The sequence below is a fragment of the Collinsella aerofaciens genome (assembly GCF_009876115.1).
In the GTDB taxonomy this organism is placed as follows: domain Bacteria; phylum Actinomycetota; class Coriobacteriia; order Coriobacteriales; family Coriobacteriaceae; genus Collinsella; species Collinsella aerofaciens_N.
The window spans coordinates 57,248-82,686 of sequence record NZ_WWSY01000001.1; the positions used below are offsets into that span (position 1 = coordinate 57,248).

The 25,439-nt window shown below is 63.4% G+C and carries 28 protein-coding genes and 1 tRNA gene; 6 read left to right on the forward strand and 23 right to left on the reverse strand.

Going from position 1 to position 25,439, the window contains the following annotated elements; translation table 11 throughout:
* Positions 1–52 precede the first annotated feature (52 nt).
* From GT571_RS00275 to GT571_RS00300, 6 genes are all read right to left on the reverse strand, one after another.
* Positions 53–919 (reverse strand): DegV family protein, encoded by an 867-nt coding sequence (locus tag GT571_RS00275; protein ID WP_161154684.1) that lies wholly within the window; start codon positions 917–919, stop codon positions 53–55.
* 165 nt (positions 920–1,084) lie between these two features.
* The gene (locus GT571_RS00280; protein ID WP_204987174.1) at positions 1,085–2,212 is read right to left on the reverse strand and encodes a coiled-coil domain-containing protein; all 1,128 of its coding nucleotides are present in this window, start codon (positions 2,210–2,212) and stop codon (positions 1,085–1,087) included.
* Between the two features lie 32 nt (positions 2,213–2,244).
* Positions 2,245–2,775: an adenine phosphoribosyltransferase gene (locus GT571_RS00285; RefSeq protein ID WP_161154686.1), complete on the reverse strand. Its 531-nt coding sequence runs from the start codon at positions 2,773–2,775 to the stop codon at positions 2,245–2,247.
* A 40-nt stretch (positions 2,776–2,815) separates the two neighbouring features.
* The gene (gene ftsR / locus GT571_RS00290; protein ID WP_117736838.1) at positions 2,816–3,694 is read right to left on the reverse strand and encodes a transcriptional regulator FtsR; all 879 of its coding nucleotides are present in this window, start codon (positions 3,692–3,694) and stop codon (positions 2,816–2,818) included.
* Positions 3,695–3,697: 3 nt separating this feature from the next.
* Positions 3,698–4,132 carry an FHA domain-containing protein gene (locus tag GT571_RS00295; RefSeq protein WP_006236002.1) on the reverse strand — a complete coding sequence of 145 codons (435 nt, stop codon included), beginning with the start codon at positions 4,130–4,132 and terminating at the stop codon, positions 3,698–3,700.
* Positions 4,133–4,198: 66 nt separating this feature from the next.
* Positions 4,199–4,903 (reverse strand): CDP-alcohol phosphatidyltransferase family protein, encoded by a 705-nt coding sequence (locus GT571_RS00300; protein WP_089573364.1) that lies wholly within the window; start codon positions 4,901–4,903, stop codon positions 4,199–4,201.
* A gap of 396 nt (positions 4,904–5,299) precedes the next feature.
* Between GT571_RS00300 and GT571_RS00305 the strand changes: the two genes are divergently transcribed.
* From GT571_RS00305 to GT571_RS00330, 6 genes are read left to right on the forward strand one after another with little or no spacing between them, the layout of a single operon-like run.
* Positions 5,300–6,028, forward strand: a complete 729-nt coding sequence (locus GT571_RS00305) for a lantibiotic protection ABC transporter ATP-binding protein (protein WP_161154688.1) — start codon at positions 5,300–5,302, stop codon at positions 6,026–6,028.
* Positions 6,025–6,795 carry an ABC-2 family transporter permease gene (locus GT571_RS00310; protein WP_161154690.1) on the forward strand — a complete coding sequence of 257 codons (771 nt, stop codon included), beginning with the start codon at positions 6,025–6,027 and terminating at the stop codon, positions 6,793–6,795. The genes GT571_RS00305 and GT571_RS00310 overlap by 4 nt, the downstream gene beginning before the upstream one ends.
* The gene (locus GT571_RS00315) at positions 6,795–7,610 is read left to right on the forward strand and encodes an ABC-2 family transporter permease (RefSeq protein WP_204987175.1); all 816 of its coding nucleotides are present in this window, start codon (positions 6,795–6,797) and stop codon (positions 7,608–7,610) included. Before GT571_RS00310 ends, GT571_RS00315 begins: the two co-directional genes overlap by 1 nt.
* Complete coding sequence (locus GT571_RS00320; RefSeq protein ID WP_161154694.1) at positions 7,603–7,785, forward strand: hypothetical protein; 183 nt, start codon at positions 7,603–7,605, stop codon at positions 7,783–7,785. Before GT571_RS00315 ends, GT571_RS00320 begins: the two co-directional genes overlap by 8 nt.
* A gap of 45 nt (positions 7,786–7,830) precedes the next feature.
* Positions 7,831–8,493, forward strand: coding sequence for a response regulator transcription factor (locus tag GT571_RS00325; RefSeq protein ID WP_161154696.1), 663 nt, complete (start codon positions 7,831–7,833; stop codon positions 8,491–8,493).
* 26 nt (positions 8,494–8,519) lie between these two features.
* On the forward strand, positions 8,520–9,917 hold the full coding sequence (locus GT571_RS00330; RefSeq protein WP_161154698.1) for a sensor histidine kinase: 1,398 nt from the start codon (positions 8,520–8,522) through the stop codon (positions 9,915–9,917).
* A gap of 607 nt (positions 9,918–10,524) precedes the next feature.
* On the opposite strand, the gene GT571_RS00335 is transcribed toward GT571_RS00330, so the two are convergent.
* The 17 genes from GT571_RS00335 to GT571_RS00415 all read right to left on the reverse strand — a co-directional run bounded on the left by GT571_RS00335 (position 10,525) and on the right by GT571_RS00415 (position 25,434).
* Positions 10,525–10,601: transfer RNA gene (locus GT571_RS00335), tRNA-Pro, on the reverse strand.
* Between the two features lie 80 nt (positions 10,602–10,681).
* On the reverse strand, positions 10,682–11,896 hold the full coding sequence (gene coaBC, locus GT571_RS00340) for a bifunctional phosphopantothenoylcysteine decarboxylase/phosphopantothenate--cysteine ligase CoaBC (protein WP_240136298.1): 1,215 nt from the start codon (positions 11,894–11,896) through the stop codon (positions 10,682–10,684).
* A 2-nt stretch (positions 11,897–11,898) separates the two neighbouring features.
* Entirely contained in the window at positions 11,899–12,618 is a 720-nt protein-coding gene (locus GT571_RS00345; RefSeq protein WP_161154700.1) for a zinc ribbon domain-containing protein, read from the reverse strand.
* Entirely contained in the window at positions 12,615–13,424 is an 810-nt protein-coding gene (locus GT571_RS00350; protein ID WP_161154702.1) for a Nif3-like dinuclear metal center hexameric protein, read from the reverse strand. The genes GT571_RS00345 and GT571_RS00350 overlap by 4 nt, the downstream gene beginning before the upstream one ends.
* Entirely contained in the window at positions 13,421–14,599 is a 1,179-nt protein-coding gene (locus GT571_RS00355; protein ID WP_161154704.1) for a cysteine desulfurase family protein, read from the reverse strand. The genes GT571_RS00350 and GT571_RS00355 overlap by 4 nt, the downstream gene beginning before the upstream one ends.
* A 6-nt stretch (positions 14,600–14,605) precedes the next feature.
* Positions 14,606–15,277, reverse strand: coding sequence for a ribulose-phosphate 3-epimerase (gene rpe, locus GT571_RS00360; protein ID WP_117855692.1), 672 nt, complete (start codon positions 15,275–15,277; stop codon positions 14,606–14,608).
* Between the two features lie 18 nt (positions 15,278–15,295).
* Positions 15,296–16,303 (reverse strand): NAD(P)H-dependent glycerol-3-phosphate dehydrogenase, encoded by a 1,008-nt coding sequence (locus tag GT571_RS00365; protein WP_161154706.1) that lies wholly within the window; start codon positions 16,301–16,303, stop codon positions 15,296–15,298.
* 9 nt (positions 16,304–16,312) lie between these two features.
* Positions 16,313–16,996, reverse strand: a complete 684-nt coding sequence (plsY, locus tag GT571_RS00370; protein ID WP_161154708.1) for a glycerol-3-phosphate 1-O-acyltransferase PlsY — start codon at positions 16,994–16,996, stop codon at positions 16,313–16,315.
* Entirely contained in the window at positions 16,989–18,323 is a 1,335-nt protein-coding gene (gene der / locus GT571_RS00375) for a ribosome biogenesis GTPase Der (RefSeq protein WP_161154710.1), read from the reverse strand. Before der ends, plsY begins: the two co-directional genes overlap by 8 nt.
* 10 nt (positions 18,324–18,333) lie before the next feature.
* Positions 18,334–19,776: a DUF512 domain-containing protein gene (locus GT571_RS00380; protein ID WP_161154712.1), complete on the reverse strand. Its 1,443-nt coding sequence runs from the start codon at positions 19,774–19,776 to the stop codon at positions 18,334–18,336.
* Positions 19,777–19,778: 2 nt separating this feature from the next.
* Entirely contained in the window at positions 19,779–20,678 is a 900-nt protein-coding gene (locus tag GT571_RS00385; protein ID WP_117757988.1) for a 4-hydroxy-3-methylbut-2-enyl diphosphate reductase, read from the reverse strand.
* Between the two features lie 2 nt (positions 20,679–20,680).
* Positions 20,681–21,409: a lysophospholipid acyltransferase family protein gene (locus GT571_RS00390; RefSeq protein ID WP_161154714.1), complete on the reverse strand. Its 729-nt coding sequence runs from the start codon at positions 21,407–21,409 to the stop codon at positions 20,681–20,683.
* A gap of 3 nt (positions 21,410–21,412) precedes the next feature.
* A complete protein-coding gene (gene cmk / locus GT571_RS00395; RefSeq protein ID WP_161154716.1) occupies positions 21,413–22,099 on the reverse strand; it encodes a (d)CMP kinase in 687 nt (228 codons plus the stop codon).
* Between the two features lie 68 nt (positions 22,100–22,167).
* Positions 22,168–23,094 carry a pseudouridine synthase gene (locus GT571_RS00400; RefSeq protein ID WP_161154718.1) on the reverse strand — a complete coding sequence of 309 codons (927 nt, stop codon included), beginning with the start codon at positions 23,092–23,094 and terminating at the stop codon, positions 22,168–22,170.
* 22 nt (positions 23,095–23,116) lie between these two features.
* Positions 23,117–23,845, reverse strand: coding sequence for an SMC-Scp complex subunit ScpB (gene scpB / locus GT571_RS00405; protein WP_161154720.1), 729 nt, complete (start codon positions 23,843–23,845; stop codon positions 23,117–23,119).
* Between the two features lie 11 nt (positions 23,846–23,856).
* A complete protein-coding gene (locus tag GT571_RS00410; RefSeq protein ID WP_117786831.1) occupies positions 23,857–24,666 on the reverse strand; it encodes a segregation and condensation protein A in 810 nt (269 codons plus the stop codon).
* 84 nt (positions 24,667–24,750) lie between these two features.
* Positions 24,751–25,434: a site-2 protease family protein gene (locus GT571_RS00415; protein ID WP_161154722.1), complete on the reverse strand. Its 684-nt coding sequence runs from the start codon at positions 25,432–25,434 to the stop codon at positions 24,751–24,753.
* Positions 25,435–25,439 lie beyond the last annotated feature (5 nt).

Below are 25,439 nucleotides of genomic sequence, written 5' to 3' on the forward strand. Positions count from 1 at the left end.
GCAAAGGGTCATCTGTCACTTTGTCCCGCCCGTATTTTTGCTTGGTTGGACGTTATTGGCCCGAAGCCACGCCCATGCCGTAGCCGATAATGAGCCCATGCATTTCGGCATAGTATGAATCTAGCCCGTTACAGGGCATGATGATAGTCTTGGAGCCTGGCCAGCGCTCCACAATTCGGCTGGCAAGTGCTTGGGCGCCTGCCTTATTCTCGACATGGTCGATAACGACCTCGCCGCCCGTAAAACCTTCGGCTTCCATGGTGTCGATAATCTTGTTGAGCATCTTCTTTTCGCCACGCGTGTGTCCGACGAGTTCGATTTTACCGGCTTCACTCGCCGTGCCCAAAATGCGAATATTGAGCTTGTTGGCAATGACGCCGGCTGCCTTAGGGATACGTCCGGCTTTGGCCAGGTTTTCGTAATTGCACAAGCTGAAGAGGATTTTGCTGTTCTGCTCAAGGCTATCGAAGTATGCGCAAGCGTCCTCGAATGAGACATCCGGATTGCTTGCAAGATAGCGGTCGAACAGCAAGAAAATGAGGTCCATTTTGCCGCCAGCTGCGCGCGAATTGACTAGATGAATCTGCCGGTCGGGCTCCTCGGCAAGAACCATATCGCGAGCCGTGGCTGCTGCGTTGTAGCTGCCCGACACGCCCTCAGAGATTGGCATGCAGATGGTCTTGTCTGCCAATTTGAAGAGCTCGGCCCACTCCCCTACGCTGGGACAAGCGCTCGAAGAAGCGTTCGTCTCCGCCTGAACAGCGCAGTTGAGCTCATGAACATCGAGTGAAAGGTCATCGATGAATTCACGCTCCCCCACTCGAATTTTGAGGGGCGCAAATGCAAAGGTGGTATGGGGCGCGGTCGGTTGCCAATCGCGGAGGTTGCAGCTTGAATCGGAGATAAGTGCCCAGCTCATAGAGGGTCCTTTCTAATTGTTCCTCAACAATTATAGCCATCTTGCAAACTGAATGTACGGCTATCTAGTTTTGAATACTAGATAGCCGTACAAGATTAGAAAAAAAAGAATGGACCTCGCGACTTAAAGCCACGAGGTCCACATTCACACGCTGTGTAAGATGACTTAGTAACGCACGAAGATATAGTTGTTGTTCATGCCGGCGGCAACGGAGCTGATGATAACACCCGTATTGTAGTCGGAAGCATGAATCATCTGACCACCACCGATGTAAATGCCGGTGTGGTACGAGTTGACCACAACGTCACCGGGCTGCGGATCGGACACACGCGTCCAGCCCATAAAGGTACCCGTGGTGCCCAGGCGGCAATAGCGACCAGTGAGGCAATAGCTAACAAAACCAGAGCAGTCGAAGCTGTTCGGGCCAATTCCGCCCCAGGAATAAGCGCAACCAAGCTTACTGTATGCACGCGAGACAACAGAACCACCATCGACGGACTGGCTCGGAGCAGAAGGCGTCGGAGCCGGAGCAGGCGTGGAGGGCTGCGGCGTCGGAGCAGGTGTCGGCGTAGGAGCCGGAGTGTTGCCGCCCTGGTTGTTGTTATTGCTGGTCTGACCACCGTTGTTGGTGTTCTCGGTCGTACCGGCAGTCTCGTTGCTCACCGTGGCCTTCTCGGCAGTGCTGGCGTTGATGCCGGCCTGCAGCGCGGCGTTGGCCTCGGCCTCTGCGGCAAGCTCGGCCTGCAGCTGCGAATCCAGGGAGTTTACGACGTTCTGGGCTTCAGCCTGCTGGGCGTTAAGCTCGTCGACCTTCTTTTGCGTGGTGGCGACGTTCTTCTCCTGCTCGGCCTGCTTATCGGTGAGCTGCTGCTTAAGCTCCTTGACCTCTTGAATGGTCTGAGCTTGCTTGTCGGAAACTTTGCCGTAGTAGAACAGGCGGTTGAGCATATCGCTCAGATCATCGACACCCGTCAAAACCTGAAGCAGGCTCAGACCGCCGGTTTTGTACTCGCCGGCGACATAGGTCGAGAGCTTGGCCTGACCATCGGCGATCTCCTGCTGCTTTTGCGTGATCTCGCCGGCAGTCTGATCGAGCGCCTGCGTCTGCGTGGCAAGCTCATCGTAAATCTGCTGGGTTTGGGTGCCGATCTGCTCGAGTTTCGTACGAGCAGCGGCAAGGTCGGATGCGGTATCGGCGTAGGCAGGAGCCGCGAGGCCCAAGCCCAAAACACAAGCGAGGGTTGCCGTAGCAGCGCAGCGTGCCATGTTTTTGTGCGTGTTTGCTGTGCGCATGTAGCTTCCTTTCCAGTAACTAAGGGTAACGGCTAGTCTACCGTCACCAGGCTAAAGAGCTCCACATCGTCATCAGACGGCGTGAGCTTCTCGCGCGGGTTGAGAAACGCAAGCTCAAGTATACAACCGTAACCGATAAGCTTTGCGCCCATATCTCGCACCAGTTTACCTGTTGCCTCGACGGTTCCGCCCGTCGCGACCAAGTCGTCCAGAATCAACACGGTATCTTTAGAGCTGATAGCGTCGGCATGGATCTCAATTGAATCGGTGCCGTACTCGAGCTCGTAGCTCTGGCTTACGGTCTCGCGCGGCAGCTTGCCCGGTTTACGTGCGGGAACAAAGCCGGCGCCAAGGGCCACAGCCACCGGTACGCCAACCATAAAGCCGCGAGCCTCGGGACCCACGACCTTGGTGATTCCCATGCCGGCAAAGTGCTCGGCGAGGGTATCGGTCATGGCTTTGAGCGCCTCGGGATTGCCAAAGAGCGGCGTGATGTCTTTAAAGATGACTCCGGGCTCGGGACAGTCGGGGATGTCGACGATTTGAGATTCGAAATCGTACATTGCATGACCTTTCAATGGGTTGCCGGATAAGCGGCAGCGGTTATTTGCCCGCCGTGGCGGTGCCGGAGTGCGAAGGGGCGACGACCTTGAGCGGCTTTACGAGAGAATCCTCGTGCGAAGCCGGCGTGGCTATCTCTTCGTTTTTGGCTTTGGTGGACTCGGAGCGAGTGATTTCCTCATCGAGTGCATCGATGTCGGCGTCCTCGACCACGGCATTGAGAGACTCAAAAACGCGGTTCTTGAGCAGCGCAGTGTGCACACCCTCGGTCAGGTCGTGAAGCTTCTTAAACGCACGCTCGAGCTTGGCGTCGCGCTCGTCATCGGAGGTATCCATGCCGAGCATGCTCACGAGCACCTGCTCGAACATCGAGGACTCGCGGTTGGCGGAAGACACGTACTGACGCAGGTTGCGGGGCTCGATATGGAAGCGTGACAGCTCGGAGCAGTAGCGGATGATTGGAAAATCGCGACCATCGACGAGCTCACGATTCTGAGGACTCTTGATGATGCGAATGAGGTCGTTCTCGGCGAGCGAGCGGATAAACGAAATCTCGACGCCCAGCATATCGGGAATGGTCTCGATGGGATGCAGCTTTTGCTTAGTCTCCTTGGGCTCCGTCTTGAGCGGAACATCGGACAGCAAGCCCACCTCGTAGGCGAGCGTTGACAGGTCCGTGGCGTTTTCCAAGCGCTGCTTAATCACGTTGAGCGGCATGTAGCGGGTCTTCTGCAAGTGCAGAATGACCTCCAGGCGATCAACGTCCTCCTTAGAGTACTGACGGTATCCCTTAGGCGTACGATGAGGGGTAATGAGCCCCTCATCTTCTAGAAATCTAATTTTTGAGTTCGAAAGATCGGGGTATGCGCCTCGAAGTAGGTTGACGACTTGGCCGATACTCAGATAGTTGCGTTCGGCCATGCCCTACTCACCGGTTTCGATGCGCTCCGGCGTGCTCTCGTGGTAGATGAGCGTAAACGTACCGATCTGGACGGAAGAACCGTCGTGCAGCGGGGCTGCATTGACGATGGCACCGTCGACCCAAGTGCCATTGAGCGAGCCCAAGTCCTCGATGCGAGCGCCGAGGCCCTCGCGGATAATGCGCGCGTGGCTGCGCGATACGGTCATGTCATTGAGGAAGATGCCGTTCGCAGGATCGCGGCCGATGGTGGTCACGTCGTCCTCGAGCTCAAAGGCGGCACCAGTCTGCGGACCCTTGACGATGGACAGAACGGGTGCGGTGATGCGCACGTTGGCCATGAGGTCGGGAACGGTAACGTCGCTTGAAGGCACGCGGAATACGCAGGTAGCGTCAGCAGTCTTATCATTCTGAGGCATATTGTTAACCATGTTGTCCATGACAACCCCTAACTTATCGCGGACGTGCCGCAAATAATGAACCGTACGTAATCATACCCCAACGAATCAGTCTTCGATTTCAGGGTTCAGAAAGTCGATGTCCTCGTCCTCGGGATGCGCGAGAGCCTGTTTAATGGCCACTCCGCCCTTAATGGAATAGATGACAGCCGTGAGCATGGAGAAGATCACGCCGCCGTACACAAAGAAGATGCCGAGGGGCACCGAGCTTCCGTTGAGGCCCGGGAAGGCCGTAAGGGTTGAAGGTAAAAGATGCAGGCCGTCGATAACGGGGAACCCGAGCAGCATGAGCGAGAAGCCGGTCATGAGCAGTGCAGTGGCAATCTTTCCGGGAAAGACGACATCGATGGGGCGACGGTGATAATGACGCACGATAAGCGTGCCGATGCCCAGATAGATGTCGCGGCCAATAATGAGCACGCAGACCCAGATGGGCAGCTCTCCGCGGACCACCAGCCCAAGTACGCCGGTGAACAGCAGCGCACGGTCGCAGATGGGATCCATGACCTTGCCGAGCCACGAGACCGTCTTGGTCATGCGGGCGATCTGACCGTCCATCCAGTCGGTAGAGGCGGCAACGGCGTAGATAACGATGGCGATGACGCGGTTGTTATCCGTCACAAACAGGTACAGAAATACCAGGGTGAGGATCAGGCGCGTAAAGGTGATGAAATTGGAGATCGTAAAGATCTTATTCGACGGGTAATCGGAAGTGCCGATAAGCTCCTTTTTGATCTTCTTTTTGATGCCCACAGGACTCCCCCGCTGGTTAACGACAAAACTTTCGCTACTATACCCGTTCCGGCGATGTCTATCCAGCGTAAGCATAGAGAGTCCAGACATGAGGAAGGCGCTTTTGGGCGGCGGTTGATTTCACATTCGTGTACATCAGCCTCCAAACATGCCGAAAAATGTCGGTTTTGGAGGGTGATGTACACGTTTTGATTCGGTGATTACATCGATCGGGAAAGTTGTTGCCTTAAGCAAATTAATCATGATGTGCGGGTCGAGAAGGGCTGGCGCCAAAAGAACCCAACGGCCGTTATGGCTTCGTTAGAAACGCGCCCCACCATGGATGGTGAATCCGAAAGGTAAGGCGCGCGGGCACGGTGACTCGGCCCGCGCTCCCGGAAGAGAAAGGATAAACCCATGGGTTACATGCTCGAGACGCGCGGGCTCACCAAGCGCTTCGGCCGCGGCGACCAGGCGCAGGACGCCGTGGCCGACGTGAGCCTTCATATCCGCGAGGGCGAGGTGTACGGGCTGCTCGGTCCCAACGGCGCCGGCAAGTCGACAACGCTCAAGATGATCTGCGGGATGCTGCGGCCGACGGCCGGGGAGATTCTCTTTGCCGGGCACGCCTGGCGCCGCGAGGACCTCTACGCAATCGGCAGCCTCATCGAGGAGGCGCCACTCTACCCCAACCTCACCGCGCGCGAGAACCTGCGCGTGCGCACCACGCTGCTGGGCCTTCCCGAGAGCCGCATAGATGAGGTGCTCGCCGCCGTGGACCTCGCGGACACCGGGAAGAAGCGCGTCGGGCGCTTCTCGATGGGGATGCGGCAGCGCCTGGGGCTCGCGTTGGCGCTGATCGCCCGGCCACGCCTGCTCGTGCTCGACGAGCCCACCAACGGCCTCGACCCCATCGGCATCGAGGAACTGCGCGACCAGATCCGCGGCTTCGCGGCGGCGGGTACGACGGTGATCGTCTCGAGCCACATCCTCTCCGAGGTGCAGCAGATGGCGGACACCATCGGCATCATCTGCGGGGGGCGCCTCGCCTACGAGGATGCGCTTCGTCCCGGGCAGGACCTCGAGGAACTCTTCATGAGCTTCTGTCGGGAAGGGCGACGAGCGCGCGGGGAGGTGGCGGCATGACGGGTGAGAAAGGCGGCCTGCTCGCGGCCCTGCGCGCCGAGGCCCTGAAGTCGCGCCACGCGGCACCGGTTCGCCTGGCCGTGCTTATGGCGCTGCCGATGCCGCTGCTCGGCGCGATGCCCTACCGGGGCGTGCAGATCTTCAGCGCGTGGAACTACTGGTACGCGCTTTTCCTGCCTGTGTCTCTATCGCTCGTGGTGGCGTGCGTCGCGCGGGCGGACGCTCGCACGCGGATGCGGGGGCTTCTGGGCCTGGGTTTCCCGCTCGGGCTCGCCTGGTGGGCCAAGGCGCTCTGGTGCCTCGCGCTCTGCACGCTCTCGAACCTCGTGGTCTTCGGCATCTACCTCGCGGGATCGGCGTTCTCCTCGCAGGGCCTCACGGCCGCGGGCACGCTCACGATGCTCCTCTGCGCGCTCGTCAACACGGTGACCGCGGCGTGGATGATCCCCGCGGGGCTCTTTCTCACGGTGCGGCTTGGCATGCTCGCGGGCATCTTCTGCCCGCTCGCCGCGCAGCTCGTGGGTGGGTTCGCCTGGTCGCTGGTGCCGCTGCCGCAGCTCTTTCCGCCGTCGGCGAGCATGGTCATCCCCACGAGCTTCATCCCCGTGCTACCGAGCGGCGAGCCGCTCGCGGCGGACATGGCGCTCGGCGGGGCGCTCGCGGCGGACGGCATGCTCACGCTGGCGGGCCTTGCGGTCTGCGCGCTCGCGTTCGCCGCGCTCACGACGGTGGGCGCGGCCTGGTTCGCGCGCTCCGAGGAGAGGTGATGGCCATGACACGACTCTCCGACCCGACGCCGCGCATGACTCTCCCGCGGTCCCTGCTCTCCGAGGCCCTGCGCCTGGCGCGCTCCCCGCTCTCGGCGGTGCACCTCGCCTGCGGCCTGGCAGCCGGTCTTGCCTGCGGCGAGTACTTCTCCGTAACCCGATGGGACCCGGCGCTGGGCGCGGACGCCTACGCCCAGTTCCTCGGCGCCCTCATGCCGCTCATGTCCGCCATCGTCTGCGGGCTCGCCGTGGACGAGGAGCGCGCTGCCGGGCGCCTCGCCAACCTCACGGCGGTCCCCTCGCGCGGGCGCGCCGTCGCGGCGAAGCTGCTCGCCCTTGCGGCGCTCGGCGCGGGCGCGCTGGCGGTGGCGCTCGGCGTGTTCGGGGCCGTGCTCGCCGTCGCCGGGCGCCTGCCGCTCGGGCCCGCTCCGCTTGCGGCCGCCTGGGCGGGCATCGTGCTGGGCAGCCTGCCCCTCTACGCGCTGGGGCTCGGCGTGGCCCTGCGCTTCGGCCGCAACGCCGCCATCGGCGCCGGCGCGGCGGGGGTGCTCCTCGCGTTCTTCTCGGTGGGCGGACTTGCGCACGGCCTCATGACCGGCGAGCTTACCGGTGCCCTGGCGACGCCCCTGAGCTGGGTGCCGCTCGCCTGGCCCGCGCGCCTGGGGTCGCTCGGGGTGGAGGCCTTCATCGACGCCGCACGCGCGGCGGGCCCTCTCCTCACGACTGAGCTCGCTAGCCTCGTGCTCACCCTGGCAGCCGACGCCGCCCTTCTCGCCTGGTTCTGCCGCTTCGAGGACGGGAAGGCAGATGCATAGGAAGCCGCTCGCCGCCGTGCACGTCCCCCTCTCCGCAGCGTTTGTCCTGGGCGGGAATGCCCTGCTCGACGCGGGCTGGGGTTCGGCGCTGCGCTCGATCGCCGACCGCGTGCTGCCCAACCCTGAGATCGTCATGTTGGCGCCCGCAGCTGCGCGCGGGGCTCTGGACCGCTGAATGCGGCGCTAGTACAATTCCGACGAGAGTTTCAGGAGGTCTAACATGGCGAGGATACTGGCAGTGGATGATGAACGGGCGATCCTCGACGCTCTCGCGCGCGTCCTCGGCCGCGACGGCCATGAGGTCGTCAGGGAGGCGGACCCGACGGCGGTCCCGGGGATGGACCTCTCGCGCTTCGACCTCGTGCTCTGCGACGTCATGATGCCGGGGCTCGATGGCTTCGAGCTCGTGCGGCAGATCCGCCCGGACTTCGACGGGCCCATCGTCTTCCTGACCGCTCGCGTGGCCGAGGAGGATGCTGTGGCCGGCTACGGCCTGGGCGCCGACGACTACGTCCGCAAGCCCTTCGGGGCCGCGGAGCTGCGCGCCAAGGTCGCGGCCCATCTACGCCGTGAGCGCCGGCCGCGCTCGCACGCCCTCTCCTTCGGGGAGGTGCGGATCGACCTCGGGGCGCGCGGCCTCGCCGTGGGTGGCGAGGCCGTGCCGCTCACGCCCACCGAGTACGCCATCTGCGAGTACCTCGCTCGTCACCCCGGGCAGGTCATGAGCCGCGCGCAGATACGCGAGGCGGTGCTCGGCTGGGAGAGCGACGCCGACGATGCGGCCATATCCATGCAGGTCAGCCGCGCCCGGAGGAAACTCTCCGAGGCCGGCGCCGATCCGATCGCGACCGTCTGGGGGATGGGGTACAAGTGGCAGCTCTGAGGATCGGGGCGCGAGGTCGCGGGGGCATGCCGCTCTCCTTCGTCATCGCGCGCTACTTCGCCTACGCGTTCGCGGCGGTCGCCACGGCGTGGCTTGCCTCGTTCATGGTGCTCTCCGTGGCGATCAACGCGGGCTATGTCTACGAGGCAAGCTGGGGGCCGGCCAATGCGCGCGATGTCGCGGAGGGCCTGGCACGCGACGGCGTCTGCGGGCAGCAGGACGTGCCGACGGCCTACCGCTACCTCATCCTGAACAAGGACGGAAACGTGATGATGACAGACCTCGAGGGTACGCGGCTCGAGGATGCGACGGAAATGGCCAGTACGGCACTCGCCGCGGATCCGGGCACAGTGGAGATCGAGGGCGGGGGCTCGGGCCTCACCTACGCTGCGTTCCCGCTCAAGGGCGGCGGGGCCTGCGCACTCGTCAGCGAGTACCTGCCGCAGTGGGTCTCGCGCGATCTCGCCAGCCTGCTTCCCAACCCGCAGAACCTCATGCTCGTCGGCGCTACGGCGGGAAGCGCGCTCGCGCTCGCGCTCGTGGCGCGCCGCGCGAGCCGCGTGATCTCGCGCAAGATGGCGCCGCTCGCGGAGGCGGCGGGGCGCGTCGGCGCGGGGGAGCTCGACTTCGCGGTCGGCAGCACCAACGTGCGCGAGGTGAACGACGTCCTCGCCGCGATGGACGCCATGCGGGCCTCCCTCGCCGAGTCGCTCGAGGCTCGCTGGGCCGCGGAGCGGGGGCAGCGCGAGCAGATGGCGTCGCTCGCCCACGACCTCAAGACGCCGCTTACCGTGCTGCGCGCCAACGCCGACTTCGTGGCGGAGGAGCTGGAAGACGAGAAAGACGCCGACCTCGCGGCCGCCGCGCGCGACATAGCCGGCAGTGTCGAAAGGCTCGACGGCTACGTGTGCCTCCTCATCGAGGCCTCGCGCGGGTCCGGCGGGGCGGAGAGGGCCCCCATGCGGCCGGCCGAGCTCTGCGAGCAGGTCCTCGCCGAGGCCGCCCAGATCGCCCGGGCGCGAGGCGTGACGCTCGACGCGGCCACGGGCCCCGCTGTCGCGGGCGCGCCCGAGGCCCCGCTCGACCGAACCGCCCTTGCGCGAGCCGCCGCGAACCTCGTGGCCAACGCCGCCGAGCACGCACGCTCGCGCGTGGCTGTCTCCTGCGACGTCGCGGGCGGGCACCTCGTCATCGAGGTTGCCGACGACGGACCGGGCTTTTCTCCCGCCGCCCTCGAACGCGGCTGCGAGCGCCTCTTCACAGACGACTCCTCCCGCTCCTCGCGTGACGGAGGCCGCCACTACGGGCTCGGCCTCCACGTCGCCTCCGAGGCCGCGAGCGCCCACGGGGGCTCCGTCTCGCTCGCCAACGGCCCCTCGGGCGGTGCGGTGGCCACCATCGCGGTCCCCCTGTGCGGGATCTGACGATTTCCTCGATGTCTACCTCGACTGCGATATGTCGCTCGCCGAGGCCGCGACGAGATGGTGTTGCGTCTGCCCCGCTTGGTGCTTCTAGCTCAAATTTGATCTGATGTAAGGCCCGTGCAATCCTGCATGGGCCTTTCTTTTGGCAATTGCTCGACCGATTCGTGGCTTGAAACACAAATTATCGAGTTGAGGAGACATGGGGTCATACAGCGGCTCTCAGAGCGCCTGCTGCACTCCCCCGCCATTACCACTATGGCATCCTCGTATAGAGCCCATCCCGCTTGGGGTTTCGTTGCAATCGCCCACTTGTCCACCGATCAAGTGAACTACTGGAATAAATACAGCGACACGCTTGTCCGTTACAGTCGCTATATCTGTGTTAATCGCCGCGATAAATACAGCCTGTACTCGGCTGCATACCAGCTACGCGTATGTAGATTCATATCGCGTTAATAAATCGGCTCAAGCGTGTGCAAAACGCGCAAGTAGCCGCAAAAGGCGATTATCGCGCAGGTAGATTTTTGGCACCCTGTTGCTTAAACAAAATTAAGCAATTGCTTAAAACAAAAAAGGTCAGGCACTAGGTGCCTGACCTGCAAACTTCTGGTCGGGACGACTGGATTCGAACCAGCGACCCCTTGACCCCCAGTCAAGTGCGCTACCAAGCTGCGCCACGTCCCGAAGCTTTTGTTTGTTGCTCTGCTCTCGCTTGCAACAGGAAGTATATTAACCCGAAACTTTGTCCTTGTGCAAGAACTTTTTTACAAATTTTGAAGCAAGTCCAAAATTGTATCTGCGAGCTGGGGTTTTGTTAGAACGGGAAGTTCTTTCGTACCCGTTGTGCTCACAATCCAGGCCTTGTTGGTATCGGTTCCAAAGCCCGAATCGGCGCGCGAAACATCGTTGGCGATAATGGCATCGCAACCCTTGCGGGCTAATTTGCGCTCGGCGTACTCGACAACGTTATCGGTCTCGGCCGCAAATCCGATCACGCACCGTTCCCCCTTTTGGCGCGAGAGCTCGGCCAAGATATCGACCGTCTCGACCAGTTCGATGCGATCCAGGCGCTCGTTGGCCTTTTTGAGCTTATGGTCCGCCGGGGCCGCGGGGGTGTAGTCGGCGACAGCAGCCGCGCAAATGGCTGCATCGGCCGTCTGGAAGGCGCTGAGCGCTGCCTGCAGCATCTCTGCGGCGGTCTGCACGCGTACGCACTCCACGCCGCGTGGAACATCGAGCGATGTCGGCCCCAGCACAAGCGTGACCGCAGCACCGCGGCGAGCGGCCTCCCCCGCCAGGGCGATGCCCATCTTGCCCGACGAACGGTTGCCGATGAAGCGCACGGGATCGATCGACTCATGCGTAGGACCGGCGGTGATCACGATGCGCTTGCCTGCAAGGTCTTGGGGCACGGGATTGAGCACCTCGCAGATGGCCTCGACGATGTCCTCGGGCTCGCTCATGCGTCCCGTGTCAACGTCGCCGCAGGCAAGGTAGCCACTACCGGGGCCAACCACGTGAACGCCGCGCTCGCGCAGCGTGGCCATATTGGCCTGCGTCGCCGGTGCCCTCCACATGCCGTTGTTCATGGCGGGGGCGATCACGATGGGTCGCGGCGTGGCAAGCAGCGTAGTGGAGATGAGGTCATCGGCGATACCGTTTGCCATCTTGGCGATGATATTGGCCGTTGCGGGCGCCACGACCACCAAGTCGGGCTCCTGCGCCAGCGAGATATGGTGGATGGGGTCGGAGGGGTCGTCGAATAGCCCAACCGCGACCGGCTCATTGGTGAGCGCACGGAAGGTGAGCGGCCCCACGAACTCAGTGGCACGCTCGCTCATGACGACCTTGACGTGCGCGCCGCGCTTTTGCAGCAGGCGCACGATATTGCACGACTTATAGGCGGCGATCCCGCCGGTAATGCCCAGCAGGATCGTTTTTCCCTCAAGTTGCATTGAATTGTTGGGTGCCGCCGTCATCGTTAGGCTTCCTTGCTAGGGAGTACGAGCAGGCGGTGGCAGTACGGGCAGTGCGTAATCTCACTGCCGTCGTGGTTGAGGTCGCTCATGGACGACGCCTGCAGCGCGGTGTGGCAGACCGTGGGGATGTTGCCCTTGATGGTCTCGACGGCCAGGCCGCGGAACTGCTTGAGCAGGCGCTCGTAGTCGCTGAGCACGTCGGTGGGCAGCGTAGCGGCCAGCGCGGTGCGCTCCTTGGTGGCGGCATCGATCTGGGCCTGGAGGTCGGCTGCCTTGGCGCGGGCGGCCTTGGTATCGGCCTTCACGCCCTCCTCGAACTTGGCGATGATGGCCTGCGCACGGGCCTCGCGGTCGAGCGCCTCCTTGTGGGCGACTACGACGTCCTTGCGGGTGTGCTCGATCTTGTCCAGACGCTTGGCCAGGGTGGCGAGCTCGTTCTCCAGGTCCTGAACCTCGCGGTAGTCAGAGCCGTCAACGTGGCGCTTCTTGGCGGCCTCGATGGCGTTATTGGTCTGAATCTCGGTGGTGTTGAGGTCGTCGAGCTCGATATCCAGATCCTTGCGCTGGGCGTAGAGCTTGGTCATCTCGGACTTGAGCTTCACATAGGTCTTGCGCTTGGAAGCGAGCTCCTTGAGCTCCGGCATATTGGCAAGTTCGCTCTTGTTGCGGGCGAGCTCCAAATCGATCTGTTGCAGCTTGAGTAGCGTAGCGCCGGCGCTCATAAGTTCTCTCCTTTTGTCACAGTCCACCATTGGCAAGGGTTCAGTATTTTAATCGCATGACGGGGGTCGACCCCGGCGTCAACTGCAGAGTTCATCAATATATCAACGAACGGCTCCTCGGAGCGGTCATGGCCGAGCAAAACCACTGGCAGCCCGCGCAAGGCAAGGTCTTGCGCCACGTGGTAGCCCGCCTCGCCCGTCACGACAACATCCGCACCGGCGGCAATGGCAAGCTCTCCAAAGTCACCCAGGGAGCCGCCCAGAATGGCAACGGTCCGGCACGGGTAATCGGCCTCGCCCCAAACACGGGGGTCGCTGCCAAACGCCGTGGCGGCGCGCGTGGCAAGGTCGCGCAGCGTACACGGTTCGTTGAGCGTTGCTAACGCGCCCAGGCCGCAGGCCTCGGGGTCGTCCACATGCTCCAACGAGCTCATGGGCTCAGCGCCCAGCAGCTCACTCAGGCGAACGCGCGCTTCGTGCGAGCGGTCCAGGTTGGTGTGAAGCGAGATGATGCTCACGCCGCAACGAGCTGCCTCGTACAGCGCCGCACTGCACTGGGGACGCGTCGCGCTGGGCGGGCAAAAGGCCTCGGGCGCCTTGATATAGATGGGATGATGCGTCAGCAGCACGTTGGCGCCGGCTTCCAAGGCGCGCTGCACGTTGGCCTCGGTAGCGTCGAGCGTGCAGGCCACGCCGCGGATCTCGTCGTCGGGGTCGCCTACGGATAAGCCTACGTGGTCCCAGGGTTCGGCGTCAGTCTTGGGATAGCGTGCCAGCAGCGCACGCTCGAGTTCGGCGACGATCATGCGGCACCTACGATTGAGAGCAGCGTCTGGGCAAAGTTGTCCAGATCGTCCGGATTCACGCGGTCATCGAAGGAGATGCGCAGTGCGCCCAACGCCTGCTCGCGGCCAATGCCCATGGCGCTGAGCACATGGCTCGGGTCCATGCTTCCGCTCGAGCAGGCAGAACCGGCCGAAACCTCAAAGCCGGCGGCATCGAGCTTGATGATGAGCTCCTCGGAGTCCATGCCGTCGACATAAATCGAAACCATACCCGGCAAACGATCCGCCTGCGCGTAGTCGCCCATGGTGGCGTGAATGCGCGGATGGGCCGTAAACGTGGCGTAGAGCTTATCGGAAAGGGCTTGCAGCGTCGCACGCTCCTGGGCCACATGGGGCGCCAGCGTGCGGGCGGCAGCGGCAAAAGCCAGCTGCGTGCGCAGATCCTGCGTACCGGCACGACGGCCGGCTTCCTGTCCACCGCCAAAGATGCGCGGACGCAGCGGCGTGCGGTTCTTAAGGTAGAGCGCGCCGGAAGCCACAGGGCCGCCGATCTTGTGCGCGGCAACGGTCATAGCGTCGACGCCCAGCTCGGTGACATCGAGCGGAATATGCAAGTAGCCCTGGATGGCATCGGTATGAAACAAGGCGCCGGCAGCATGTGCGGCGGCGGCCAGCTCGCGGATGGGCTGCACCACGCCGGTTTCGTTGTTGGCGACCATAACGCTCACAAGCGCAACGTCGTCGCCCAACAGCTCGACAAGCGCGGCAGGCTCAATGTAGCCCGCGCGGCAGGGCTGCACCAGGTCGACGGTAAAGCCGGCGGCACGCAGCAGCGGCAGGTTGTCCAGAATCGAATCGTGCTCGATGGCCGAAACGATTACGCGATCGCGCTTGCGATCGCGCTGACGAGCGCCCTCGGCAAGACCGAGCAGCGCCAGCTGGTTAGCCTCGGTGCCGCCGTTGGTAAGGATGATCTCGGACGGGCGGACGCGCGCGCCAAAGCTGCGGGCGATGTCGCGACGGGCGACTTCTAGGCGTGCGGCGGCTTTGCGGCCAAGCGAGTGCAGCGAGTTGGGGTTGACACCGGCAAGCTCGCTGTCGTCATATTCGCGCTGTGCAAGGCGCGCCTCGACGCGCATGGGCGTCGAGGCGGCATAGTCAAGATTCACGGGTATGCGGTTTTGACCTGCGGTCATAAGGGTTTATGCCTCCTGTGCGGCCTCGTTGCCCAGCTTCTGCAGCAGCGCAACCTCGGCGGCGGGATCTTCGGACTTAAATACGGCGGAGCCGGCTACGAGCACGTTGGCGCCGGCCTTGACGACCTCGGCGATGTTCTTGGAAGAGATACCGCCATCGACCTCGATCAGGGGCGAAACGCCGTGGCGCTCACACATGGCCGTAAGCTCGTGCAGTTTGGCAATAGTACCAGGGATAAAGCTTTGGCCGCCAAAGCCGGGGTTCACGCTCATGAGCAGCACCATGTCGACAACGTCGATGATGCTCTCGAGTACGCACACGGGGGTGGCGGGGTTGAGCACCACGCCGGCCTTGACGCCGCGCTGCTGCAGATGGGTGAGCGTGCGGTGCAGGTGCGTGGAGGCCTCGTAGTGCACGGTGATCATGTCGGCACCGGCGTCGGCGTACCAATCGACCGTCTCGTCGGGGTTCGACACCATCAGGTGCGCATCGACCGGTACATCGGTGGAGCGCTTGACGGCCTTGAGGATGTCGACGCCAAAGGTGAGGTTACCGGTAAAGTGACCGTCCATAACATCGAAGTGCACGTAGTCGGCACCGGCGATCTTGTCGAGCTCGCCTTTGAGGTTGGCCATATCGGCCGAAAGGACGGACGGAGCGATTTTGATGGAACCCATGGTAGAAGCCTTTCTGCGCTAGTCGGTGAGTCCGTAGAACTCTTGGGAGGGAACGCGGTCGGTTAGAATCTCGAGCGCCCTATCCAAAGTAACACCGTTGTAGAGCGTTTGCTCCACGGCAAAGGTGAGCGGAATGTCTACACCCAATGAACGGGCGAGCTCGCTGACGCTGCGGGCCGCGACGGCGCCCTCGACCACCATATGCGTGCGTGCCTGGTACTCGTCGAGCGACACGCCATGAGCGAACTCGTAGCCAAAGGTGCGGTTGCGCGAATGCTCGGAGGTGCAGGTGGCGATAAGGTCGCCCATGCCGGCGAGTCCCATGCAGGTCATGGCCTGGCCGCCGCGGGCGTGTACCAGGCGGCTGATCTCGGCCAGGCCGCGCGTCATGATGAGAGCGAGTGTGTTATCGCCCGCACCCGAGCCGGCAGAGATGCCGCATACGATAGCGATGACATTTTTCATGGCGCCGCAGACCTCGACGCCGGTCATGTCCTGCGACAGGTAGATGCGGAAGGCCGTGGAAAGCAGCAGCTCTTTAAAGGTCTCCCCCACCTGCTGGTCTTCACTGGCGATGACGGCGGCCGAAAGCCCGCCGCGGCAGATCTCCTCGGCGTGGTTGGGGCCCGAAAGTGCCCCAACGCGCGACTCGTTGCCGATCTCGCTGGCGATGACCTCGCTCATGAGCAGGCCGGACTCGGGCTCGATGCCCTTGGTGAGGCACAGAACCGGCGTCTCGTCCGCGATGAACGGCGCCGCCTGGTGGCAGACGTCGCGCAGATGCGTCGAAGGCACGGCAAAGATGATAGCCTCGACACCGTCGAGCGCCTGGGCTAGGTCCGTCGTGGCGACAACGTTTTCCGGCAGCACGTAGTCCACCAGATAGCGGGGATTACGGTGCTCGCCGTTAATGCCGGCGGCCGTCTGCTCGCTGTGGGCCCACATGGTCACGCGCTCGGCTCGCGCGGCCGCAAGGCCGGCGACGGCAGTTCCCCAGGAGCCGGAGCCAATCAGCGCAACATTCATGACTCTCTCCTACTTATCGTCGGGCTCGGTGACGCGCTTGGTAAACGAGAGCTTGGACTCCTTACCGGTCATGAGCTTTTTGATGTTCGCGCGATGGGCCCACACCACGGTGATGCCGATCATCGCCATGCAAAACTTGAGGCCCAGGCTGCTGTACGGAAAGACCGCGCAGGCAGCGATGGGAAGACCGATGGCGGCGGCAAGTGAACCCACCGACACGTACTTGGTGATGGCGACGGCCACGATAAACATGCCCAGCAGCGACAGGCCAATGGGCCAGTACCAGGCAAGAATCACGCCCAGGCCCACGGCGATACCCTTACCGCCATGGAAGTTGAGGTAGGGCGAGAAGATGTGTCCCCACACCGCTGCCAGGCAGATGACACCGAGCATCCAGTCGCCCGGAGCGCCGGGAGCCATGATGCTCACAGGGAAGCCATAGCCCACACTCGCGATGAGCAGACGGGCGATAAGGACGCAGATGGCGCCCTTCAGGCAGTCGAGCAGCAGCGTGAGCGCGGCCACCTTGGGGCCGGCCACGCGCAGGGCGTTGGTGGTGCCGATATTGCCGGAGCCCGCCTTGCGAATGTCCGTGTGGTTGAAAACGCGGCCCAGGATCAGGCCAAACGGAATCGCTCCGATAAAGAACGAGACCACGGCGCAGATGGCGGTCAGCAGAATCGGATTAAGCATCCTTTTGCTCCTTCTTCCTAAAGAAGAGTCGGATGGGCGTGCCGGCAAAGTCGAAGGTCGAGCGCATACGGTTCTCCACGTAGCGCTGGTAGGTATCGTTGACCAGGTCGCTGTGGTTGACGAAGAACGTAAACGTCGGCGGGTTGACGCCCGTCTGGGTCACGTAGTGCATGCGCAGGCGGCGCTTGCCGTCCACCACGGTGTGGCCAAACTCGCGCAGGTCGGTGAGGAACGTGTTGAGGCGCGAGGTGGAGATCTTTTGCGAGCGCGTTTTCTCGGCGGCGTCGACCATGGCCCAGATCTTCTCGACGCTGCGGCCGGTGAGGGCAGAGATGCGCAGGTACTGGGCCCAGGGAGCCATGACGCCCAGTCGGCGCTCGACGGTCTCCATGCAGGCCTCGCGCTTGCGGTCGTCGTCGAGCAGGTCCCACTTGTTGAGCAGCACCACGATGGCGCAGCCGCGCTCGATGGCGAGTCCCATGACCTTCTGGTCCTGCTCGGTAACACCCACGGAGGCGTCGACGACGAGCAGTGCCACGTCAGCTCGGTCGATGGCGCGCAGGCCGCGGACCATGGAGTAGTACTCGATGTTTTCGTACACGGTGCTCTTCTTGCGAATGCCCGCGGTGTCGACCATGCGGTAGTGCTTGCCGTCGCGCTCGACGACGGTATCGATGGCGTCGCGCGTCGTGCCGGCAATGTTGGACACGATAGAGCGGTCGGCACCCAGGATGCGGTTGAACAGCGAAGACTTACCGGCGTTGGGTCGGCCGATGATGGCGACGTTCAGGGCGTCGGGGAACTCGTCGGCGACCTCGTCCTCCTCCTCGGGCAGCAGCGCCACGATGTCGTCGAGCAGGTCGCCCGTGCCATGGCCGTGCAGGGCCGAGAGCGGTGTGGGCTCACCGATGCCGAGCGAATAGAACTCCCAGATGTTGTCGTTCTCGCGATCAGGATTGTCGAGCTTGTTCACCAGCAGAAAGACCGGCTTGTCGGAGCGCTTGAGCATGCGGGCGACCGACTCGTCCTCCTCGGTGACGCCGGTGCGGCCGTCGACTACAAACAGGATGACGGCAGCTTCCTCGGCGGCGGCGAGCGCCTGGTCGCGAATGGACGTAGCAAAGACGTCGTCGCTCTTGAGCGGCTCGATACCGCCCGTGTCGACGATGGTGAACTCGCGGCCGTTCCAATCGGCCGTGTGATACGAGCGGTCGCGCGTGACGCCGCGCGACTCGTGGACGATGGCGTCCGAGGTCTGGGCTAGGCGGTTAACGAGCGTGGACTTGCCCACGTTAGGGCGTCCTACGACGGCGACGATAGGTTTCATCTGCTCTCCTTTAATGGGTAGGGTCAGCGGAATTAGTAGAGTCGGCAGGCACAATGCCAAGGATGTGCTCCAGGGTATCGAGCAGCTCATGCGGCATGGTCGACACCACATGAACCTCGGCGCCGCGACTGGTAAGGCTTGCGAGTAAATCGTCACGATGATACTCGTCAAGCGTCATGCCGTCAGCGTTGAACATGAGCTTAGGCACAAAGAGCATAACCCCCGACAGGTCTTGCGGCAGCTGCTCCAAGATGTCACAGGCGACAATGAGGCCGGTCACGTCCACGTTGCCGCCAAAGTAGCGGTTTTTGATGGCTGTGACGGTGCCGGCGAGGCCGTGCGGCGATTCCACAAAGCGCGCGACCGTATCGCGCGCGCTGGCGCCCGAAAGGCACAGCAGGCGCTGGCTGCGGGCGGCGATTCCCTCGCGAACGCGGGTCAGGCGCTCGGCATCGGCGGCGAGCACGTTGTCGGTCTCGTCCAGATAGGAGCGGATCATGCCGATGCCGTCGTAGTACTGCGGGTAGCCGTCGTAAAAGTCTGCCTCGGGCGGCTCGATGCCGGCGTCCAGATAGAACTCGTCGCTCATCTGGAACGTGTGGCGGCCAAAGCGCTCGAAGGCACGGTCCTGGAAGGGACGGATCATGGCAATGGTTTCGCGCGCGAGCTCGGGCTTGTCGCTGTAGGACCAGCTAAAACGGTTCTGATGCTTGGTAAAACCGAGCGGCACAATGCCCAGGCTTGTGATTTGCTCGTGCTCCTCGCAAAAGCGCAGGGTCTTTTCCAGCTCCTCGCCGTCGTTCATGCCGGGGCACAGCACAATCTGCGCGTGAATCTCGATGCCGGCGGCCATGATGGCCTCGAGCACGTCCATGCCGCGCTGGGCGTTGCGGCCCATCATGCGGCGGCGGACATCGGGACTCACGGCATGGACCGACACGTTCATGGGACTCATGTTGCGCTGGATGACGTTTTGCACGTCCTCGTCGGTGAGGTTCGTAAGCGTGACAAAGTTGCCTTGCAAAAAGCTTAGGCGATAGTCGTCGTCGCGAATATAGAGCGTGGAGCGGCCGCCCTTGGGGAGCATGGTCATAAAGCAGAACACGCAGGCGTTGACGCAGGTACGCATGCCGTCGAAGATGGGGCCATCGAACTCCAAACCCCAATCCTCGCCGGGAAAGCGGTCGAGCTCGACGGGGGTGACGGTGCCGTCGCGCGGGTCGAAAACCTCGAGCTCGACGGTATCATCGTCGGCCTCCCAGAGCCACACAATCATGTCGGTAAGCTGCTCACCGTTGACCGTGAGCACGCGCATGCCCGGCTCGATACCCACATCCCACGCGGGCGATTCGGGACGCACGTTCTTGACGAGCGCGCCCTCACCCGGCTCGGGGTCGCGGCTGCGCCCGTAATCGGCCACCTCGGCGGCGTATGCGGGTACGGTCTGGTCCATGGTTAGCGGCAAAGCTCCTTGATGCGCGTGACGGCGCGTTCGATGTGTTCTTGCGGGGTGGAGGCTCCGGCGGTGATGCCGATGTGGTGAGCGTCGGCAAACCACGCGGCCTGGAGCTCGGAAGCTTCCTCGATGTGATGCGTGCGCTCGCAGGCGTCTGCGCAAATCTGCGCCAGGCGGCGGGTGTTGCCCGAGTTCTTGCCGCCCACGATGACCATGCAGTCGCAGCGGTTGGCAAGTGTGGCTGCTGCCTGTTGACGCTCACTCGTGGCGGCGCAGATGGTGTTGATCACGCGCAGCTCCTGCACGCGCGGGGTGATAGCAGCCACGACCTCGGCGAGGTTCTGCGCAGTCTGGGTGGTTTGCACGACGAGGCCTACCTTGCCCTTGAGCGACAAGGCGGTGGCGTCGGCGGCACAGCTCACGACCTGTGCATCATTGCCGGCGTGGCCCAAGATGCCCTCAACCTCGGGATGGCCCGGCTCGCCTACGACTACCACGCGGTAGCCCTCGCGTACCAGGCGCTCGGCGGCCACATGGACCTTCTTCACGTAGGGACAGGTGGCGTCGACCACGGTAAGGCCGCGCTCGCGGGCAGCATCGATCACTTGCGGCACCACGCCGTGGGCGCGGATGATCACGGTACCGGTTGCGGCGCTATCCAGGTTCTCAGCCAGGCTAACGCCTGCCTCAGCGAGCTCGCGCACCACGATAGGGTTATGGATGAGCGGACCCAAGGTATGGACCTGAGTGCACTCCCCTGCCTGCGGCGCAGCGGCCAGCGCCATATCGAGCGCACGCTGTACGCCGTAGCAAGTGCCGGCGTGGGCGGCGATCTCGATGGTAGGCGCGGTGGCTTGGTCGGACGCGGTCACGGCAGTGTTCGTCACGTTCTCGCTCATGGCTAGAACCTGCCCGGATGCTCGGCGCACAGCTCGTCTCGCATGGCGTAGACGCGGTTCATGGCCTCGGACTCAAACCAGGCCAGGCGCTCCGTACGCTTAAGCCCGGGCGGCGCGTCCGAAAGCGAGACGGCCTTGCCGGCACGAATCCAGCACTTCTTGGGACGCATGAGCTTTTTGCCCGCGGGCGTGATGTCGGACCAGCCACAGATGGCAAGTGGGTTGACGGGCGCCTTGCCCATCTGAGCGATGAGCGCAAAACCGCCATGGACCTCGGGCTTGATCTCGCGCGAGCGGATGCGCGTGCCCTCGGGGAAGATCAGGACGTCCTCGCCGCGCTGCAGCGCATGCTGGGCGGCGCGCAGGCACTTCATGTCGGCGGTGCCGCGCTCCACGGGAATGCCGCCCACGCGGCTAAAGGCCCAGCGTACGATCTTGCTCTTGGCGAACTCGGACTTAAAGATGGGGCGGATGCGGCGCCCGCCAAAGAACAGCGCCGTCTCCACGGCCAAGAGCTCGGCCATCGAGGTGTGGTTGCAGATGACCACGCTGCCGCGTCCGTCCTGGCGCTCAAACAGCAGGTCAGCGTCCTCGACCTTCCAGCGCCACATGAGCTTGGAGAAGGCCCACAGGATGGCCATGACCACGACGACGGTGCCGCGGATGAGCGCCGGGAACTCGGCATAGGGGGCGTTGTAATAATCCTCGGGCGTCTGCTTAAACAGGCGCATGGGCTACCTCCTTTGGTTGATGAGGTCCTCGATAATGCGGACGACCTCGTCGATGGTATGGGCGGTGGAGTCAACGTGCACGGCGTCCTCGGCGGGCACGAGCGGCGCGACCTCGCGGCTGCTGTCAAGCTTGTCGCGCTGCTTGAGGGCGTCGAGGGTCTCGTCGACCTCGGCCTCGAGCTGCTCGGCAGTAAGCGGCTGGGCGTCGTTCTGGTGGCGCTGCAGCACGCGGCGACGGGCGCGCTCGCGCGGGTCAGCGGTCAGGAAGACCTTTACTTGCGCGTTGGGGAATACGACGGTACCGATGTCGCGACCCTCGGCCACGATATCGCGGTCCTCGGCGGCGCGGCGCTGGTGAATGAGCATGGCGGCGCGCACGCCCGGGTAGGCCGAGACCTTGGATACGTTGGCGTCGACCTGCGGGGTACGGATGGCGACCGAAGCGTCCTGGCCGTCAATGGTCAGGCGCGTGTCCTCGCCGGTGCCGTTGGTAAAGCGAATCTCGATCTGCTCGGCGAGGGCGTCGATGGCCGTCTCGTCGTCCAGATCGATGCCGCGGTCGAGCGCGGCGAAGGTGACGGCGCGATACATGGCGCCCGTGTCGAGCTTGTTAAAGCCCAGCTGGCGGGCGATCTCCTTGGCGATGGTGGATTTGCCGGAACCGGCGGGGCCGTCGATGGCGACGATCATGCAGTGCTTCCTTTCGATGGTTGACGTGCTGGTATGGTTCGCGGGCGCTGTATTGGTTGGCGGTCTGCCTAGCCGGTGTAACGCTCGCGGTAGGTATTGCGCTTGGGTGCGGAGCCGTGGCTGCCGTGGTGACGCGTGCGGGTCGCGGCGTTGGTCGCCGCCGCGCCGGCGCGCTTGCCGACGGCCTGCTTGGGCGGGATGCCGCCGGCCTTGAGGATCTGCACCTCGCGGTCGGTGAGCTCGCGCCATGAGCCCTTGGCCACGCCCTCGAGCTCAAGGCCGGCAAAGTTGCAGCGATGCAGGCGGATTACCGGATGGTGGATCTTGCTCAGCATGCGCTTGACCTGGTTTTTGCGACCCTCGCGGATGATGACCTCCACGGCGGTGGTACCGGGCTTGACGCCTTGCGGTGCCACAGCCTCTGCCTCGCGCGCGTTGATGACGCGGCAGATCGCCGGCTGGCACAGGCCGTCGTCGAGCTCGATGCCACGGCGGAGCGGTCCCAAGTCGCGATCGGTCAGGTGGCCGTCCACGAGTGCTTGGTAGGTCTTATAGACATGCTTGCTGGGGTGCAGCAGGTCCTGCGACAGGTCGCCGTCGGTGGTAAAGAGCAAAAGGCCTGTGGTGTCGCGGTCCAGGCGACCCACCGGGAAGAGCCCCGGATAGCGGTCGCGCGGGACCAGGTCTGCCACGCAAGGTCGCTCCTGCGGGTCGCTCATGGTGGTGAGGTAGCCGGTCGGCTTGTAGAGCATCAAGTACACGGCGCCCTGGTTGAGCTTGACGGGCATGCCGTCGACCTCGATATGGTCGCGGTCGACGTCGACCTTGGTGCCCAGTTCGGTCGCGACCTGGCCGTTGACGGTCACGCGGCCGGCAGTCATCAGGTCTTCCGACCCGCGGCGGCTCGCCACGCCCGCGCGCGCCAAAAAGCGCTGCAGGCGCATGGTGTGCGGATAGACGGGCTGGGCGTCGGCAGCGGGTACTGCGTTACCCATGGCGCGCGTCTCCCCTACTTCGTTAGTCCTCGTCATGTAAATCCTCCGAGGTCTTGTCGACGACCAGGGTCTCCAAGTCCTCGATTGCCTCAACATCGTCAACATCGGTATCGAGCAGTTCGCGCTCTTCGTCCAGGTCCTCGGCCTGCTCCTCGAGCGTGGACTGAATGCTGCGGCCGCTCAGGCGCTCGCGGATAAACTGACGCGACTGCTCGTCGGGGGCAAACTGCTCCAGGTCGGGCAGGTCGCGGGTGGAACGCAGACCGAACTTTTCCAAGAATGCGTTGGTCGTGCCGTAAATGATGGCCTGACCGCGCTGGGGGTCACGACCGAGCTCGCGCACCAGGCCCTTGTCCACGAGCGACGCGATGACGCCGTCGGAATTGACGCCGCGGATGCCCTTGACCACCTCGCGCGTCACGGGCTGGTGGTATGCGATGACGGCCAGTGTTTCGAGCGCCGCCTGCGACAGCTTTTGCGTGTCCCAGCTCAGCACATAGGCCTCGACCACGTCGTGGTAGGCGGGATGCGTAAACAGGCGCCAGCCGCCGGCGACCTCGCGCAGCTGAAAGCCACGGTTGGCCTCCTCGTACTCAACCTTGAGCTCGGCGAGCAGCGATGCGCACTCGCCGGGGGCGATATCCAGTGCGCCGGCGAGCGCGGGCGCACTCACCGGGTCGCTCGACACCAGCAGCAGCGCCTCGAGGGCGCCTTTGAGGCTGTTTGCCTCCAGCGTGGAAAGGGTTGACATGGTTGCGGCTCCTATTCGGTGAGATCGGGGCCCTCGCCGGGCACGTATGCCTCGGCGCCCTCGACGCGGTTGATTTGAATGGTTCCAAAGATCTCGTCCTGGCTCAGCGTGAGCGAGCCACGCTTGGCTAGCTCGAGCATTGCTAGGAAGGTAACGACGAGCTGCTCGGTGGTGGCGTCGCCGTCCAACAGCTCGCGGAAGGTGCAGGTTTGGTGCGTCATGGTAAAGCGGTCGACTGAGGCCACGGTCAGGTCGAGCGGCACGCGATGCGGTGCCACGTGCTCGGCCTCCAGCAAGAAGGTCTGGCGCTTGCCGTCCAGGTCGGCACAGATAACGGCCAGGCCGCGCAGGGTGATGCCGGCCAGGTAGTCGGGCATGAGGCCCAAAAACTCAGGGTCGGGTCCGGCAACACGCGGATGCATGCGGCTCTCGGCCTGCATCCGCGCGCCAAGGGCCGCCGCCGCGCCCTTAAACTGCTTGTAGGCGATCAGGCGCTGGATTAGGACCTCGCGCAGGGCGTCGCCGTCGAGCGCGCTGAGCTCCTCGAGGTCTTCGTCAATCTCGTCGTCGTCATCAACTTTGCGCGGGGCCTCCTGCGGCACCAACGAGGCGGCCTTGATGTCCAAAAGGGTTGCTGCGACCAGCAAAAAATCGCTCGCCACGTCCAGGTCCAGCGCCTCAATGCGCTCGGCCTCGGCAAGGTACTGCTCGGCCACCTCGCTGATGGAGATAGCGCCGATATCTACTTTTTGGCGGGTTACCAGCTGCAGCAGCAGGTCGAACGGTCCGCTGTAGACCTGCGTCGACACGCGATACGACATCTTCGACCTCCTTTGACGGCGCCTTCGCGGCGCGGTTTGGGTGCATGTTACGACCGTTTTGCACGGTCGACCTGTAAGTTTACCTTAGATGCCGGCGATTGCGAAGTTGAGCAGCTGCTCAGCAAGCGGATACACGGTAACGTCGAAATAGCGGCCGATCACGTCGATGCCGGTCCACATGGGCAGCAGATACAGCACGATGATGAGGATGGGCATAGCATATTGCTGCAGACGGTAATAGTTGTTGAGCGCCTTGCCTTTGAGGAAGGGCACGATGATCGACGAGCCGTCGAGCGGCGGGATTGGGATGAGGTTAAAGAACGCAAGCGACAGGTTGACCACGATAAAGGTGGCGCCGAAGTTCATGATCTGGGACGCCAGGGCAAAGGACATGCTGGCATAGAGGTTGCCATAGGCTGCGTGCATGAGGGCGGCAGCGAGACACGCGAGCGCGATGTTTGATGCGGGGCCGGCTGCGCTCACCAGGACCTCGTCACGCTTGGGGTGCTTGAGGTTGTTGAGGTACACGGGCACGGGTTTGGCGAAGGCGAACACCGGGCCGCCGGCGGCAAGCATGAGCAGCGGCAGGATGATGGTGCCAAACGGGTCGATATGGTTAAGCGGGTTGAGCGACACGCGGCCGCGCGAACGGGCCGTCTTATCGCCGAGTGCCCAGGCCGCGGCGGCGTGCGCGCTCTCGTGGATCACGATGCCCACGATGACGGCGACGGCGCTGGCGAGCAGGTTCATGAGGTAGCTGCTGGACATAGCGC

What these genes read in the sequence shown, in the direction of transcription:
- GT571_RS00280 (WP_204987174.1), bottom strand. Translation starts at nt 2,212, where the DNA reads ATGCGCACAGCAAACACGCACAAAAACATGGCACGCTGCGCTGCTACG.
- GT571_RS00275 (WP_161154684.1), bottom strand. Translation starts at nt 919, where the DNA reads ATGAGCTGGGCACTTATCTCCGATTCAAGCTGCAACCTCCGCGATTGG.
- GT571_RS00295 (WP_006236002.1), bottom strand. Translation starts at nt 4,132, where the DNA reads ATGGACAACATGGTTAACAATATGCCTCAGAATGATAAGACTGCTGAC.
- cmk (WP_161154716.1), bottom strand. Translation starts at nt 22,099, where the DNA reads ATGATCGTCGCCATCGACGGCCCCGCCGGTTCCGGCAAATCCACCATC.
- der (WP_161154710.1), bottom strand. Translation starts at nt 18,323, where the DNA reads ATGAAACCTATCGTCGCCGTCGTAGGACGCCCTAACGTGGGCAAGTCC.
- GT571_RS00410 (WP_117786831.1), bottom strand. Translation starts at nt 24,666, where the DNA reads ATGTCGTATCGCGTGTCGACGCAGGTCTACAGCGGACCGTTCGACCTG.
- GT571_RS00285 (WP_161154686.1), bottom strand. Translation starts at nt 2,775, where the DNA reads ATGTACGATTTCGAATCTCAAATCGTCGACATCCCCGACTGTCCCGAG.
- GT571_RS00320 (WP_161154694.1), top strand. Translation starts at nt 7,603, where the DNA reads ATGCATAGGAAGCCGCTCGCCGCCGTGCACGTCCCCCTCTCCGCAGCG.
- GT571_RS00350 (WP_161154702.1), bottom strand. Translation starts at nt 13,424, where the DNA reads ATGATCGTCGCCGAACTCGAGCGTGCGCTGCTGGCACGCTATCCCAAG.
- GT571_RS00330 (WP_161154698.1), top strand. Translation starts at nt 8,520, where the DNA reads ATGCCGCTCTCCTTCGTCATCGCGCGCTACTTCGCCTACGCGTTCGCG.
- GT571_RS00415 (WP_161154722.1), bottom strand. Translation starts at nt 25,434, where the DNA reads ATGTCCAGCAGCTACCTCATGAACCTGCTCGCCAGCGCCGTCGCCGTC.
- GT571_RS00310 (WP_161154690.1), top strand. Translation starts at nt 6,025, where the DNA reads ATGACGGGTGAGAAAGGCGGCCTGCTCGCGGCCCTGCGCGCCGAGGCC.
- GT571_RS00355 (WP_161154704.1), bottom strand. Translation starts at nt 14,599, where the DNA reads ATGACCGCAGGTCAAAACCGCATACCCGTGAATCTTGACTATGCCGCC.
- GT571_RS00325 (WP_161154696.1), top strand. Translation starts at nt 7,831, where the DNA reads ATGGCGAGGATACTGGCAGTGGATGATGAACGGGCGATCCTCGACGCT.
- plsY (WP_161154708.1), bottom strand. Translation starts at nt 16,996, where the DNA reads ATGCTTAATCCGATTCTGCTGACCGCCATCTGCGCCGTGGTCTCGTTC.
- GT571_RS00305 (WP_161154688.1), top strand. Translation starts at nt 5,300, where the DNA reads ATGGGTTACATGCTCGAGACGCGCGGGCTCACCAAGCGCTTCGGCCGC.
- rpe (WP_117855692.1), bottom strand. Translation starts at nt 15,277, where the DNA reads ATGGGTTCCATCAAAATCGCTCCGTCCGTCCTTTCGGCCGATATGGCC.
- GT571_RS00365 (WP_161154706.1), bottom strand. Translation starts at nt 16,303, where the DNA reads ATGAATGTTGCGCTGATTGGCTCCGGCTCCTGGGGAACTGCCGTCGCC.
- GT571_RS00400 (WP_161154718.1), bottom strand. Translation starts at nt 23,094, where the DNA reads ATGGGTAACGCAGTACCCGCTGCCGACGCCCAGCCCGTCTATCCGCAC.
- GT571_RS00390 (WP_161154714.1), bottom strand. Translation starts at nt 21,409, where the DNA reads ATGCGCCTGTTTAAGCAGACGCCCGAGGATTATTACAACGCCCCCTAT.
- GT571_RS00380 (WP_161154712.1), bottom strand. Translation starts at nt 19,776, where the DNA reads ATGGACCAGACCGTACCCGCATACGCCGCCGAGGTGGCCGATTACGGG.
- ftsR (WP_117736838.1), bottom strand. Translation starts at nt 3,694, where the DNA reads ATGGCCGAACGCAACTATCTGAGTATCGGCCAAGTCGTCAACCTACTT.
- GT571_RS00385 (WP_117757988.1), bottom strand. Translation starts at nt 20,678, where the DNA reads ATGAGCGAGAACGTGACGAACACTGCCGTGACCGCGTCCGACCAAGCC.
- GT571_RS00345 (WP_161154700.1), bottom strand. Translation starts at nt 12,618, where the DNA reads ATGAGCGCCGGCGCTACGCTACTCAAGCTGCAACAGATCGATTTGGAG.
- coaBC (WP_240136298.1), bottom strand. Translation starts at nt 11,896, where the DNA reads ATGACGGCGGCACCCAACAATTCAATGCAACTTGAGGGAAAAACGATC.
- scpB (WP_161154720.1), bottom strand. Translation starts at nt 23,845, where the DNA reads ATGTCAACCCTTTCCACGCTGGAGGCAAACAGCCTCAAAGGCGCCCTC.
- GT571_RS00315 (WP_204987175.1), top strand. Translation starts at nt 6,795, where the DNA reads ATGGCCATGACACGACTCTCCGACCCGACGCCGCGCATGACTCTCCCG.